General features: G+C 52.0%; 12 protein-coding genes. 2 read left to right on the forward strand and 10 right to left on the reverse strand.

All coding sequences use genetic code 11. The features are described from left to right. Window positions 1-67: 67 nt before the first annotated feature. On the forward strand, window positions 68-445 hold the full coding sequence (locus tag BN6628_RS24810) for a VOC family protein (protein WP_068621571.1): 378 nt from the start codon (window positions 68-70) through the stop codon (window positions 443-445). Window positions 446-765: 320 nt separating this feature from the next. On the opposite strand, the gene BN6628_RS24815 is transcribed toward BN6628_RS24810, so the two are convergent. The 6 genes from BN6628_RS24815 to BN6628_RS24840 all read right to left on the reverse strand — a co-directional run bounded on the left by BN6628_RS24815 (window position 766) and on the right by BN6628_RS24840 (window position 8,065). After that, complete coding sequence (locus tag BN6628_RS24815; protein ID WP_068621573.1) at window positions 766-933, reverse strand: CxxH/CxxC protein; 168 nt, start codon at window positions 931-933, stop codon at window positions 766-768. Between the two features lie 146 nt (window positions 934-1,079). Continuing rightward, complete coding sequence (locus BN6628_RS24820) at window positions 1,080-2,789, reverse strand: glycerol-3-phosphate dehydrogenase/oxidase (RefSeq protein ID WP_068621574.1); 1,710 nt, start codon at window positions 2,787-2,789, stop codon at window positions 1,080-1,082. Window positions 2,790-2,959: 170 nt separating this feature from the next. After that, the gene (glpK, locus tag BN6628_RS24825) at window positions 2,960-4,450 is read right to left on the reverse strand and encodes a glycerol kinase GlpK (protein ID WP_068621576.1); all 1,491 of its coding nucleotides are present in this window, start codon (window positions 4,448-4,450) and stop codon (window positions 2,960-2,962) included. A 42-nt stretch (window positions 4,451-4,492) separates the two neighbouring features. Further along, window positions 4,493-5,338 carry an MIP/aquaporin family protein gene (locus BN6628_RS24830; RefSeq protein ID WP_374706287.1) on the reverse strand — a complete coding sequence of 282 codons (846 nt, stop codon included), beginning with the start codon at window positions 5,336-5,338 and terminating at the stop codon, window positions 4,493-4,495. A 250-nt stretch (window positions 5,339-5,588) separates the two neighbouring features. Continuing rightward, window positions 5,589-6,146: a glycerol-3-phosphate responsive antiterminator gene (locus BN6628_RS24835; protein WP_068621578.1), complete on the reverse strand. Its 558-nt coding sequence runs from the start codon at window positions 6,144-6,146 to the stop codon at window positions 5,589-5,591. Between the two features lie 662 nt (window positions 6,147-6,808). Continuing rightward, the gene (locus tag BN6628_RS24840) at window positions 6,809-8,065 is read right to left on the reverse strand and encodes a S1C family serine protease (RefSeq protein ID WP_068621580.1); all 1,257 of its coding nucleotides are present in this window, start codon (window positions 8,063-8,065) and stop codon (window positions 6,809-6,811) included. Between the two features lie 629 nt (window positions 8,066-8,694). On the opposite strand from BN6628_RS24840, the gene BN6628_RS24845 reads away from it, so the two are divergent. Next, window positions 8,695-8,901, forward strand: coding sequence for a hypothetical protein (locus BN6628_RS24845; protein WP_068621582.1), 207 nt, complete (start codon window positions 8,695-8,697; stop codon window positions 8,899-8,901). On the opposite strand, the gene BN6628_RS24850 is transcribed toward BN6628_RS24845, so the two are convergent. The 4 genes from BN6628_RS24850 to walK are packed head-to-tail and all read right to left on the reverse strand — an operon-like array spanning window position 8,870 to window position 13,611. Beyond that, entirely contained in the window at window positions 8,870-9,676 is an 807-nt protein-coding gene (locus BN6628_RS24850) for an MBL fold metallo-hydrolase (RefSeq protein WP_068621583.1), read from the reverse strand. The two genes, BN6628_RS24845 and BN6628_RS24850, sit on opposite strands and share 32 nt — an antisense overlap. 5 nt (window positions 9,677-9,681) lie before the next feature. Then, the gene (yycI, locus tag BN6628_RS24855; RefSeq protein ID WP_068621585.1) at window positions 9,682-10,422 is read right to left on the reverse strand and encodes a two-component system regulatory protein YycI; all 741 of its coding nucleotides are present in this window, start codon (window positions 10,420-10,422) and stop codon (window positions 9,682-9,684) included. 28 nt (window positions 10,423-10,450) lie between these two features. Continuing rightward, on the reverse strand, window positions 10,451-11,776 hold the full coding sequence (locus BN6628_RS24860; protein ID WP_068621587.1) for a YycH family regulatory protein: 1,326 nt from the start codon (window positions 11,774-11,776) through the stop codon (window positions 10,451-10,453). Next, the gene (gene walK / locus BN6628_RS24865; protein ID WP_392397655.1) at window positions 11,773-13,611 is read right to left on the reverse strand and encodes a cell wall metabolism sensor histidine kinase WalK; all 1,839 of its coding nucleotides are present in this window, start codon (window positions 13,609-13,611) and stop codon (window positions 11,773-11,775) included. The genes BN6628_RS24860 and walK overlap by 4 nt, the downstream gene beginning before the upstream one ends. Window position 13,612 lies beyond the last annotated feature (1 nt).

Consider the following 13,612-nt stretch of genomic DNA (forward strand, 5'->3'; position numbering starts at 1 on the left):
TGAACAGTCTTTTTCATCGATACAATGGGAGGTGAACAATCAAATCATTAGATGGGAGCTGGGAAGCATGGCAGTTAAGTTAAAAAGAATAGCGTTTTTCGTAAAAGAAATGAAGAAGTCCTTAGAATTTTATCGGATATTGGGCTTGGAAATACCGGAAAACGCAAATGGAGAAGCACATGTCGAAGTAGCATATCACGATGTTCTCCTTGCTTTTGATACGTTGGAAGCAGCGGAGATGGTTTTAGGTGTCAAGCAGGAGCCTGCCGGTTACCGGATGGAGATTGCTTTCCAGTTGGACAGCAAGGAAGCGCTGGATGAAACATATGACCGATTGACAGAACGGGGATATAAAGGGCATCTTGAGCCGAACGATACGCCTTGGAACGAGCGTTATGCAATCATAAAGGACCCTGATGGCAATTTGATCAGTCTGGTCGCTTGATTCAGAACAAATTACGGTTCCTGGGAAAAATTAGTTTAAAAAATGGGATGGCGACGGTCTAGGACTGCATTCAATTTTCCTTTGCTGTCGCTGTCTCAATTTCTAAGGTCAGTCCCACACTTCTTTCTGCTGGGAAATATTACACCTGCCCCGCTTCCCTAAACCCCTTTGTCTTTGGCCAGCTTTCAGCTATTCCCCACCCGCCGCTCGCTTCACTAGCGAGACGCCTTCCATGCAAAAAAAGGACGCCTATAGGCGCCCCTTGTTGATGATTCTATTATGATATCCGCTCGTTCACCGGATTCATCTGCACATTTACTTTACACAACCAGAAATACAGCCGCCTGGTCACACTGCGAGCACTTGACTGGCGGATCCCAATCCGAGAACTCCGTCTCCTTCAAATCCACGATATCCGGGGCATCCTCAAATTCGTCCACGAACATATCAATCGCCAGTTCCACATGATCTTTGCATACTACGTACATAAGCTAAAGCGCATCCTTTCTATGCTGCAATCTCCATTTGGTCTGTCAGGGGATTCTCCCCTATATCAGTTCTACCATACTCCCAGCCAAAAGAAAACCGCATATGTCCCAAGTCCAGGGACACGAAAGGCATTTGATCCTATCCATTAACTGATCTTCTGAGGCTCTCTCGCCTTACTTGAACGCAGATTTTCCGCGTCTTCAGGTACAACCGCATCATGCAAATACATTTCGAGCTCGCTGGCGTAAGACATTTTCTGTTCCGGGCTCCATCCAAGGGACTCTGCCATATAGTTCACGACATGCTGCTTCCAAGTGCGTACCCACTGGATATTGAAAAATAGGGCTCCCGTGCGCCGGATGAAGAAGTCCGCCGGCTTAACCGTCATCTCCTCCTCCATCGCATACCGGAGAGGAACCAGCACCTCCAGCGGCAGAGGTCCTGCCGCAGCCTCAGCCGCGCATTCGGCAGCAATCTCATACAGACGGTCCACATTGGAGCCGTAAGATGAAGTCCATTTGGCCGCAAGCTCTCTTGGCAGCCCCTGCTTTATTCCCTGCTCTACCTTCTCTGCCACAAAAGCCTTGAATTTATCAGAGCCACCAACATGTCCACCGGATATCGGCATATGCTTGGTGGAGCAAGCAGGGAACGCGGAATGGCCTTCAGCCTGCAGCTGGGAGGCAACCTTATCCACGACCGTCTCGGCCATCTTGCGGTATCCGGTCAGCTTGCCGCCGGCAATTGTAATCAGTCCGGAATCGGACTGCCAGATTTCATCCTTGCGGGAGATTTCCGAAGGGTCCTTGCCTTCCTCATGAATCAGCGGGCGCACACCCGCCCAGCTGGATTCGATATCCTTCTCGGTAATTTGCACCTCCGGGAACATGTAGTTGATGGCATCCATCACATATTTCCGGTCCGCTACCGTCATCCGGGGATGGCTGGTGTCCGCTTTATAGACGGTATCGGTCGTTCCCACATACGTTTTGCCGTCCCGGGGAATGGCGAATACCATCCGGCCGTCCGGCGTATCGAAGTAGATCGCCTGGCGAAGCGGGAACCGCTTCTGGTCAATTACCAAATGAATCCCCTTGGTCAGCTGCAGCGTCTTGCCGATCTTGGAATGATCCATTTCGCGAAGCGTATCGACCCAAGGACCGGCGGCATTTACAATCTTCCGGGCGCGGACCTCATACGTTCTGCCGCTTAGCAGATCGGTGATAACCACCCCGGCCACGATATCCTTCTCATAAATAAACTCCGTTACTTTAGCATAGTTTACGGCCAAGGCCCCCTTGGACACGGCCTCCTTCAGCACCTCGATCGTCAGTCTGGCATCATCGGTACGATATTCAACATAGTACCCGCCGCCCTTAAGGTCCTTCTTCTTGATCAGCGGCTCCTTGCTGAGCGTCTCCGACACCGACAGCATCTTGCGCCGCTCGCTGCGCTTCACCCCAGCGAGGAAGTCATAGACACGAAGGCCCATTGAGGTCGTGAACTTGCCAAACGTTCCTCCCTTATGAAACGGAAGCAGCATCCATTCCGGTGTGGTTACATGCGGGCCATTCTCATATACGATCGCACGCTCCTTGCCGACTTCAGCTACCACACCGACTTCCAGTTGTTTCAAATATCTAAGTCCCCCGTGCACGAGCTTGGTGGAGCGGCTAGAGGTACCAGCAGCATAATCCTGCATCTCGACCAGGCCGACATCCATACCGCGGGATGCCGCATCCAGAGCGATACCCGAGCCTGTAATACCTCCCCCAATAACCAGCACATCAAGAGTCCCATTCACCATGTCCTGCAACGTCATCTCTCTTCTCTTGCTTGAAAATGCGGTTGTCATATCCTGCTCCTCCTCCAATTAACACAAAAGAGACCACAAATACACTCCAGCCGCCTTGCATAGGCTGTCATGTAATGTGGTCTCTCCTGATCTCCTGACAAATTATTAACTTGTAATTATAATACCATGATAATCATTACAATCCAACCGGGGAATTGGCCCATTTTTTATTATTTAAAGGCCATAGCAGCATGAACTGCCTTTTTCCAACCCTCATAAAGCTTATTCTTGCGCTCTTCTTCCATTTCCGGCTCAAATACGCGCTCTACACTCCACTTGTTGCAGATTTCCTCTTGATCCTTCCAATATCCGACGGCAAGCCCTGCCAGATAGGCAGCCCCAAGCGCGGTCGTCTCATGAATGACCGGACGCTCTACGGGCAGGCCTATAATATCACTCTGGAAATTCATCAGGAAGTTGTTCATTACTGCTCCGCCGTCCACCCGCAGAGTCTTCACCGGTATTCCGGAGTCCTGCTCCATCACATCCAGAATATCCTTCGTCTGATAAGCCAGCGACTCCAGCGTAGCACGGATAAAGTGCTCTTTGGTCGTGCCCCGCGTCAATCCGAACATAGCCCCCCGGACCTCACTGTCCCAATACGGGCTGCCAAGACCTACAAAGGCTGGCACCAGATATACGCCATCCGTCGATTCCACCCGGGCCGCATACTGCTCACTGTCCTTGGCCTCACGGAACATCCGCAGACCGTCACGCAGCCATTGGATCGCCGAGCCACCGACAAAAATACTGCCCTCCAGCGCATACTCCACCCTGCCGTCGATTCCCCAGGCAATTGTGGTGATAAGCCCGTGCTTGGAGGTAACCGGCTCCGTACCAGTATTCATCAGCATGAAACATCCGGTGCCGTACGTGGACTTCACCATGCCCTGCTCATAACATGCCTGACCGAACAACGCCGCCTGCTGGTCTCCGGCTGCTCCCGCAATCGGAATCTGCTCCCCGAAGAAATGATAATCCACCGTATGGCCATATATTTCAGAGGAAGGACGAACCTCTGGCAGCATAGCCTTAGGTATATTCAGAATCTCCAGAAGCTCCTCATCCCACTTAAGCTCATGTATGTTGTACATCAGTGTCCGCGAAGCATTGGAATAATCGGTCACGTGTACGGCTCCCCCCGACAGCTTCCAGATCAGCCACGTATCAATCGTGCCGAACAGCAGCTCGCCGCGCTCCGCCTTCTCCCGGGCTCCATCCACATGGTCCAGAATCCACTTCACCTTCGTACCGGAGAAATACGCATCGATCAGAAGGCCGGTCTTCTGCCGGAACAAATCGTCGAGCCCCTCTGCCTTCAGCTGCTCGCAAATATCCGCCGTCTGGCGGGACTGCCAGACAATCGCATGATAGATCGGAACTCCGGTCTCCTTATCCCATACAACTGCGGTCTCACGCTGATTCGTGATCCCGATGCCTTCAATCTGGCTAGGCTTTACGCCTGACTCCGCAAGACATGAGGCAATAACCGCAAGGATGGAACTCCAGATCTCATTGGCATTCTGCTCCACCCAGCCCGGTTGAGGGAAATACTGGGGGAACTCTCTTTGTGCTGTATATACGATCTCACCTTGTTTATTGAACAGTATCGCGCGGGAGCTTGTCGTACCCTGATCAAGGGACATAATATATTTTTCCATGAATGAATACCTCCAGTACTTAATTTAGGAATCTTATAAGGGTCAAGCAGCGGCCTTGCCTCGACGGGCTGGCGGGGCAGGTTTGCGGCTCGCCACAAAAGCAATTAACAATATCATAATATTCGCGGCCAATACATACCAGAATGCCTGAGTCCATACACCCTGGAACACCGCTTTGTAGAACACTCCGGCAAAACCTCCGCCAAGCAGGGGCCCGACCACCGGAATCCAGGCATACCCCCAATTCGATGATCCCTTGCCAGGAATCGGCAGCAGCATATGTGCAATCCGGGGTCCAAGATCCCGTGCTGGATTAATCGCATATCCTGTAGTCCCTCCAAGGGATAACCCGATCGAAACAACCAGGAAACCGACAAGCAGCGGATTCAATCCGTCTGTGAATTTGTTGGCACCCATCGCGAGCAGGGCCATAACGAAGATGAACGTTCCTATGGTTTCACTGAGCACATTGGAAAAGGCATGAGGAATGGCGCCTCCTGTGGCGAACACGCCCAGCTTGGTGCCGGGATCCTCCGTCTCTCTCCAGTGCGGCAGATAGTGCAAATACACGATCACCGCGCCCAGAATAGCGCCGATCAGCTGCGCAAGCATGTAACTAGGTACCTCTGACCATGGGAAATCACCCTTAAGTGCCAGTGCCAATGTCACCGCCGGATTCAGGTGAGCCCCGCTAAACTGTCCGACCGCATAGACGGCCACAGCCACCGCAAGTCCCCACCCCATCGTGATGACTATCCAGCCTGAGTTTGCGGCAAAGGATTTCTTCAGGGATACCCCGGCACATACGCCAGCTCCTAACACAATAAGGATCATGGTGCCTAACAATTCAGCAACAAATGGCGTCACAATCTTCTCCTCCTCTTTCATCGGGCGCAAACAAAAAGAGACCTGCATCAAAAATCCCTCCTCACGGAAGAAAATTGATGTGGGTCTCCATATCTCCGCCACAATTATGAACTTGTCGGGCCCGAACTAAATCATGAGGTAAGTCACTTAGTAAGAGTGTTAGTTCGTACCTTGTAGTTCAACAATAGATCATAATGTAAGCGGTGTCAACAACTAAATTTCATTGACAATAAAAATAAGCCAAAAAATGGGCCCTTGCCCGGCCCCCTCTTCATCGGCCATACTGTTTGATCAGCTGTTCATTGGAAGTGGTTACCGCAGAGGCTCCCGCTTTAATTGCTTTCTCTACGTCTTCAGCGCTGCGGATTAGCCCCCCGGCCAGAATCGGAATATTCGTTCGCTCATGCACCTCAGTAATAATCTCAGGCATAATTCCCGGCAGTACCTCAATGTAATCTGGCTGTGTTTTCTCCAGCAGCACATAACTCTTCTCCAAAGCCAGGGTATCTAGCAGGAACAGCCGCTGAATTGCAACTACGCCCTTCTGCTTCGCCTTAAGAATTACACCGGCCCTGGTAGAGATCAGCCCGTAGGGCTTGATATCCTGACACAAATATTCCACCGCATAATCATCGGTTTTCAGCCCCTGAACCAGATCCGCATGCAGCAGCATTTTTTTACCGTGATCGCGGGCCATTTGGTAAATGTTCTTCAGCTGGGCCACATGCGTGTCCAGAAAGACCGCATATTCGTAAGAACTTTTCAGAATCCGCTCGAAATGCTTCATATGCCGGGCGGCCGGCAAAATTTTTTGTCCATGAAAGGCCATATTGTCCCTCTTTCGATCCTTTAATATATATAAAATGAACTTATGAAAATTACCCTATTCGGACGCTGCGATGCCGAGTGTTCTTTAAGGCCCCTGTGTCTCCGAAATGCTTGAACTAGATATCGGTGGGGCATTTCGGAGACAAAGGCTGACGCTCCGCTTCTTCAGACTCACTCGGGATCGAAGCTGAGATCGGTTAATTCTAAAGTTCATTTTATATAGTCTCTGTTATTTTGCCATTTAAGTCTGCCTATTTATTTATCATACTGAAATACCTGCCTGCAATACTAATCTACGAAGTCCTACACCAAAAAATAACCAAACTGCTTCCCAAGTGTCCAATTCTTGATCCCCCCGATAAATAATGCTATATAAAATGTACTTATGAAGGTTACCCTTATGGGGCGCTGCGATGCCGAGTGTTCTTTAAGGCCGCTGTTGTCTCCGAAATGCTTGGACTGGATATCCAAGTAGGGGCATTTCGGAGACAAAGGCGGACGCTCTGCTTCTTCAGACTCACTCGGGATCGAAGCTGAGATCGGTTAATTTTTAAAGTTTTTTTTATTTAGCAGCCCGGATGCCCCCTACAAAAATTTCCCCCGCAAAAAAAGACACCTTCTTAGAATTCCACATCCAAGAGGTGCCTTCGGCCAGATTTTGTTTTATTTCTGCGAATCGGCGTCGCTGTCTTCGGTCGGCTTATCGGTCAAGGTGACACTCACCGTCTCTTCCTTCCCGCCCCGGTACAGCGTCACTTCCATCTCTTCGCCAACCTTCTTCACATCATACAAATATTTGCGGAGCGCGAGCGTCGAATCCACAGGCTTGCCATCGAGCTTCGTAATCACATCATTAAGCTTGATACCGGCCTTCTCCGCTGGTCCATGGGCTTCCAGCACAAGCACGCCATCCTTGATATCCGGCGGCAGTTTAAGATCCTTGCGCTGATCCTCGCTCAAAGGGGCATACGGATTGTTCAGATCTAGGGAGTATACTCCAAGGTACGGCCGGACTACCTTGCCGTGCTCAATCAGATTATTCACGGTGCTCATCACATCCGAGACCGGAATGGCAAAGCCAATCCCTTCCACGCCGGTATCCGAGATCTTCATCGTGTTGATGCCGATCACTTGACCGTTCAGGTTAACCAGGGCTCCGCCGCTGTTGCCTTCATTGATCGCGGCATCGGTCTGGATCACTTCCTGCTCCCAATCATAGACACCATCCTGGTTCAGGGACACCGGAATAATCCGGTTCGGATAGCTGACAATGCCGGAGGTCAAGGTATCGCCAAGTCCCAGCGGGTTGCCGATGGCAATTACCGTCTCGCCCAGCCGGAGAGCCTTGGAATTGCCCATTTCGGCTACCGTCTTGATCCCTTCCGCATCAATCTCAAGCACCGCAAGATCACTTACCGTGTCCTTGCCTACCACCGTTGCTGTACGGGAATCCCCATCCACGGTGACGATCTCCAGATCCTGCGTATTGGCAATAACGTGGGCATTAGTAATAATGTACGCCTTGTTATCTGTCTTTTTGAAGATTACACCTGAGCCGAGGGCCGCATCATCAGGTGCCACCTTGGAGGATTCATCACGGTGATTAAGAATGCTCACCACCGCCGGACGTACCTTGGCCGCTGCCTGCACAATCCGTTCATACGGATCACTATCCGTCTTATGCAGGAAGCTGCCGCTAAGCGCTCCCGCCTGGGTTCTGGAGGGGGGACTTGCAATCCAGGTGTACAATGCCACGGCCACAACCGCACTCAGTACTGAACAGATCAGTGAAATTTGAAAGGTGCCGAGGCTTTTGCGCCGCTTCGTGCCCGAGGACCATCTGCTGCTGTCTGTATTGCTCCTGCGGGTAAGCCGTTTAGATACTTTTGTGGAATAAAAGTCGTCGTCAAACAATCCCATGGTTGATTCTCTCCCTCCGTTACTTGCGCTCCGCCTTACCTGTACTCATCTCTATATATGAACTGCATGGTTGTCAGACTCTATCTAAAGCCACCTGTTCGCCCGTGGCTTACTGCTCTTGGTTATGGAGGGGGCTGCCTGAGAATAGTTCAGGCAATCTGATGCCCGGCTGTATGAGAGAGCAAGCTTTAGGCTGAGATTCGCCTCTTCATGTTATGCGCCGGATGTGTTCCCGTATGCCCGGCAAAACGCCGGATTTTCCATTTTCCTGTCAGGCCCGTCTCTTCAATCGAACCATACTGACTTCACTCTGCAATTGTTGACGTAACCAGAACTCAAATAGTTACCCGAATGTAAGATAAAAAACAAACTTTTTCTTTCTGAAAAAGGAATGTTTCTACGAGTCTTGGACTACACTAGTACAAGCTTAGTAGATATGTCCATTCTATCAAATTTTATCCCGTCGCAGGTGAATTAAATTACGGTTTTTAATGGAAGAATGTAAAGCGGGTATTAGGTAGTACTGCACTGGGGCAACCGTATAGTACTTTTACCCTTTTTTCGGGCTGTTTACCCGCAGAGCCAGGACGTTTTTGCAAAAAAAAAAATACGCTCAAGGAGCTGAACCTATGGACCGGTTATCATCCCCAATGAACGAAGTGAATGTGATGGCCAAGCTGGCGGATCTGAAGGATGAGCACTATCATACCGTGCTTGCGCTCAGCGTAGTCATCGAACTGCTGATTGAGAAGGGCATCCTTACCCGGGAGGATATCGCGGGGAAGGCCGCCGAACTCGATCAATTTATGGTTCCCCCACCATATCCCATGGCGTAGGCCGATCATAATAAGTTTCACACAGCTTAAACTCACTGTCCTTGTAGAAGCAGCCCCGGTCTTCCATCGCACCGCGGACCGCAAGCTTGGCCAGATCAAGCATGTTATGCTCCCGGCTCAGGTGAGCCAAATACGTGCGCTTCAGCCGGCCATTGAGCAGCTCGCTCAGCACCTCGCCTGAAGCCTCATTGGACAAGTGCCCCATATCGCCAAGAATTCTGCGTTTCGTATTCCATGGGTAGCGGCCCATACGAAGCATTTCGATATCATGATTGGCCTCAAGCACAAGCACATCCGAATCAGCAATAGTCGTCTTCACTTTGTCGCTGGCATAACCGAGGTCAGTCACGACACTCAGCTTATGCTTGCCATCATGGAAGACGTAACCCACCGGATCGGCAGCATCGTGGGAAATGGAGAACGACTCCACCCGCAGCGACCCGAAGTCGCGGGCTTCCCCGGTTCCGAAGATGATGCGCTGGTCGTCAGCAAGCGCCCCGACACTTTTGCCAATAGCCTCCCAAGTCTTCTCATTAGCATATACCGGAAGGTTGTACTTGCGAGCCACCGGCCCAAGTCCTTTGATATGATCGGAATGCTCATGGGTGATGAGTATTCCGTGAAGCTGATCTCCTGTCATTTCACGCATGCCGAGCAGCTCGTCGATACGCCGTGCACTGAAGCCGGCATCGATCATGAGCGTGACTTGACCGTCCGTCACCACTGTGGCGTTCCCGGTCGAGCCGCTGGACAGCACTGTAAATTGTATTCCCATGCTGATTACTCCTTTATTTTCTCTGCATCCGGACTGATCACATCTCCGCTGCCTAGAACGTAATACTTCTCCCCGTTGCCCAGAGTGAATCTCCAGGCTGGCGCAGCCACCTGGGCCTCCGAATTGAACACTTGTCCGTAATAACCAAGCTCGATATCGGTCACAATCGTCCTTTTCGGCAGAAATTTATCAATCAGAAACCCAAGCGCCTTGGAAGCGGGCAGCACCGGCTGCGCCTTCTCCTCATCCATCTGAACCACCTCAATCGATTCCATCCGGTAAGATATAACCTTCTGATTGCTATAGTTCAGCTCCAGATTAATATTAAACAGCGGCCATTCCTCCAGAGCCAGGGGATGAAGGATGAACACACTGTCCATGCTGCTCTCCTGATCATAACGGTAGCTGCCGATCTGAGGGATTTGAGACTCCAGAGCACTTACGAGCCCTTTCGCATTAAAAATCAACCTGCTGTCAACCGGCTCTGCCAGCTTGATCGGCTCGCTTCCAGTAGGCTTAATCAGCCTATAGTTAATCTTGGGCAGGGCCGGGGTCTCTGCCGGAATCTGAGCCCGCACCTGAATCTGTTTCTCATCCATACTCCGCTGTGTGCTCTCGGTCAAGGAGGTGAGGTCCAAATTGGCGCTCGCCTGATCGCGTTTATCCATCCACAGCTGATAACCGAGCACCAGATTAAGCAGCAGAAAAGCATAGATCAACACATTCTTCGCTCTTCCCCAATGCATCCCTCATCCCCCTTTCCCGGGTTGATTCTCAGAAACCCTGCTGCAAAATTTGCTTCTCACCGCTGCTGAATACCAGCACCCAGACCGGCTGGAGCTGAAGCTCCTCGCCTGTAAGGAGCGGCTGATACGCAGGATACAGCCAGCTTACGGTTCTGTCCTTCGCCGCCTTATTCACCAGCGCGGCAAGCTCTTTGCCGCCAGGCAGTTGTCTCTTAACGGTCTTGCCCATATCCATACTGCGGGTATAGATCAGTGACCGCTCATAGCTCGTCACCATCCCCTGATGCATGTCCAGCCTCATCACGCCATAATGGAACGCATCCAGATCCAGGATCGGCAGGGACTTATAATACTGCTGGAACGTCACCAGATCCTGGCGGCGCTTGCTGTCTCCGCTGAACTCAGCTTCGCTGGTTACTTCCATCCGGTAAGAGGAACCGGCCGTATTATCCCATCCGCCGTGCTGGTTGACGAACTCCACCGCGGATAGGGCGTTCTTCCCGATATTATTATCTGTACCGCCCGATGCCGCCGGGTCGGTATAGTTAATCCAGTTCTGATTCTGCTTGAATTGCAGACTTCGCTTGATATCTGTATAAATTTCGGAGCCATCCTTCTCCCGGATATTCCGGGTAATGCTCGGGTCCGCGAACAGGCTCTTCTGCATTTGATCCGTTGTGAAGACTCCTGTCTTGAGGGTCACCTCAAGGGCCCCAATTTTCGTATCTGGCACATAATAACCGCTGTCCATCAGAGTGTACGACGGTGTCCATTCTCTGCCAAAGCCGACCTGCTGCCGTACATCCTGCACCGTCAAGTCGGCACTCTTGGCTTCATACACCGCCCCGCCCCGTGAGCTGAAGAAGAATGCGCGGACCTTGTCCTCGCTCTTCACATTGTAGATCAGAATCCGGTTGATCGTCTCCTCTTGAAGCATCAGATCATTGGAGATTTGCATAACCTTCTGCAGCATCGCTACTGGAACTCCTGCGCCAAACCGCAGCTCAATGCCCTCATTCTGCTTCCGGATGGTATTCCAGTTCATTCCACTTGTGTCATAGCGCTGGAACCCGCCGAATAACCGGCCCTGCAGGCGCGTATTAATCAACTTGTAGAAGGTTGATCCTGGGTAGAAGATAGTATGCTTGCCGCTGCCCATATGCACAATCATCTCCGCCGGGTAGACCAGTTCCTCCGCCTTCATCTCCGCACCCATATTGTCCGTCTTCACATAGTCGCTCTCCGACTTCACCACCGGATTGTTGCCGGGAAGCCGGTAAATCAGGAAATAACTCTGAACCAAGCTGCAGAGGATCAGCAGCAGAAGCACCGTGGACTTCACTGTCTCCTTCACAGCTCTCCGCCCCCTCTCATCTCCATCGGTAAGGTGAAGGTGACTGTCGTGCCCTTGCCAAGTTCGGATTCCAGGGAGATCGTCCCCCCATGCGCTTTGACAATTTCCCGGGCAATGGATAATCCAAGCCCAGTGCCGCCCATATTGCGCGAACGGGCCTTGTCCACGCGGTAAAAGCGTTCAAAAATACGGTCCAAATCCTTCTTAGGAATTCCGATTCCGGTATCCTGAACCGAGATCGCCAGCATTCCATCTTCGGTTCTGCGAGCCTTGATTGCAATCGACCCGCCAGCGGTATATTTCATTGCATTGGAAATCAGGTTGTCCAGCACCTGGTCAATCTGATCCCGGTCAAGCGCCACCTCATGGATGCCTTGCTCCACTTCAACATGGATGTCGATCTCCTTCTCCTGCATCTGAAAAGAAAACCGGTCAGCCACCTCGTCCAGCATCTCGGCAATCCCGGTCATCTGCATCCGCAGCGGCGATTCCTTGGAATCGAGCCGGGACAGATGCAGCAGATCCGTGACCAGGCGGATCATCCGCTCGGTCTCGTTCTGGATCACGCCGACGAAGCGGGGTCCAAGAGCCGGGTCCTGCAGCGCGCCGTCCTCCAGCGCTTCGGTGTAGCTCTTGATGGTCGTCAGCGGAGTGCGCAGCTCGTGGGAGACATTCGCCACGAACTCACGGCGGGATGCCTCCAGCTTCTCCTGCTCCGTGACATCCTGAAGCACGGCAATCGTACCGATGATCCCGAATTCACGCCGATGGATCGGCGTAAAGGTCACCCGGATCAACGATGTCCCGCCCTCCGGCGTATCGATCTCCAGGAGTTCGGTCGGCATGCCGCCCTGCACGAAGGTGGTATTCCCATCCTTCGGCAGGCTGAGCAGGCTCTGGATGCTCGTTCCAAGCTTGTCCTCGCCTTCCGTGAACAGCATCGCGCTGGCCCGCCGATTCATGAGGATCACGGTCCCCAGCTCATCGGTGGCGATCACCCCATCGCTCATATTGGTGAGAATCGATGCCAGCTTCTCCTTCTCCTCTTCATTCTGGGCGAGCGCATCCCGCAGCCGGCTGGTCATATAATTAAAGGCGTTGCTGAGCTGGCCGATTTCATCGTTCCCCAGCACAGGCACCTTCTGGTACAGCTGGCCTTCAGCCACGGCCGTAGCCCGCCGGGTAAGCTCTTTGATCGGCGAGGTAATGGTATGGGCTAGAATTACGCCCAAGATCGCCGTCAGACCAAGAGCCAGCAGAATCCCCGAGATGAAGATGCTGTTGATCCGGTCCATGGTCGCATACAGCTCACTCATCGAAGCGGCAATATAGATGGCGCCAACGATCTTACCGTCACTTACTACGGGCTTGGCTACCACCTTTTTGCGGATGTTGTCATCATCGATAATATATTCCTCGTTATCTTCAATCCCCTGAAGCGCCATACTAACTACTGTCTGTGTATTCTTGCGGCCCACATAATCAGCATGGGACCACTTGGATGTCTTAAGCACCTTGCCGCTGGAATCAAGCACCTGAATCTCCGCACCCGGCTGATTGAATAAGTTCTCCACCAGCACACCGAGGTTATCGAGCTTCTCCCCCCGGGTCTCCGCCGTCCCTGCGGTGCCCAGATTCTGCGCGGCCAGCACCGACAGCAGCTCAGCCCGGGCCTTCAGCTCCTGGGTGAAGTTGCTGGTCAGGGAATTTTTCATCGCACTGACGAAATAAACCCCGATCAACTGCATCGCGATCAGGATTAGCAAGACATAGATAATAATCAGCTTAGCTTGAATTGTACGGAAGAAAGCAGGCAGCTTCAGCTTCAGTCTCATG

The organism is Paenibacillus tuaregi (assembly GCF_900086655.1).
In the GTDB taxonomy this organism is placed as follows: Bacteria; Bacillota; Bacilli; order Paenibacillales; family Paenibacillaceae; genus Fontibacillus; species Fontibacillus tuaregi.

Bases quoted from the DNA above. Each gene is read 5' to 3' on its own strand.
- BN6628_RS24830 (WP_374706287.1), bottom strand. From the start codon at position 5,338: ATGAAAGAGGAGGAGAAGATTGTGACGCCATTTGTTGCTGAATTGTTA.
- glpK (WP_068621576.1), bottom strand. From the start codon at position 4,450: ATGGAAAAATATATTATGTCCCTTGATCAGGGTACGACAAGCTCCCGC.
- BN6628_RS24835 (WP_068621578.1), bottom strand. From the start codon at position 6,146: ATGGCCTTTCATGGACAAAAAATTTTGCCGGCCGCCCGGCATATGAAG.
- yycI (WP_068621585.1), bottom strand. From the start codon at position 10,422: ATGCATTGGGGAAGAGCGAAGAATGTGTTGATCTATGCTTTTCTGCTG.
- BN6628_RS24845 (WP_068621582.1), top strand. From the start codon at position 8,695: ATGGACCGGTTATCATCCCCAATGAACGAAGTGAATGTGATGGCCAAG.
- BN6628_RS24850 (WP_068621583.1), bottom strand. From the start codon at position 9,676: ATGGGAATACAATTTACAGTGCTGTCCAGCGGCTCGACCGGGAACGCC.
- BN6628_RS24840 (WP_068621580.1), bottom strand. From the start codon at position 8,065: ATGGGATTGTTTGACGACGACTTTTATTCCACAAAAGTATCTAAACGG.
- BN6628_RS24820 (WP_068621574.1), bottom strand. From the start codon at position 2,789: ATGACAACCGCATTTTCAAGCAAGAGAAGAGAGATGACGTTGCAGGAC.
- BN6628_RS24815 (WP_068621573.1), bottom strand. From the start codon at position 933: ATGTACGTAGTATGCAAAGATCATGTGGAACTGGCGATTGATATGTTC.
- BN6628_RS24810 (WP_068621571.1), top strand. From the start codon at position 68: ATGGCAGTTAAGTTAAAAAGAATAGCGTTTTTCGTAAAAGAAATGAAG.
- walK (WP_392397655.1), bottom strand. From the start codon at position 13,611: ATGAGACTGAAGCTGAAGCTGCCTGCTTTCTTCCGTACAATTCAAGCT.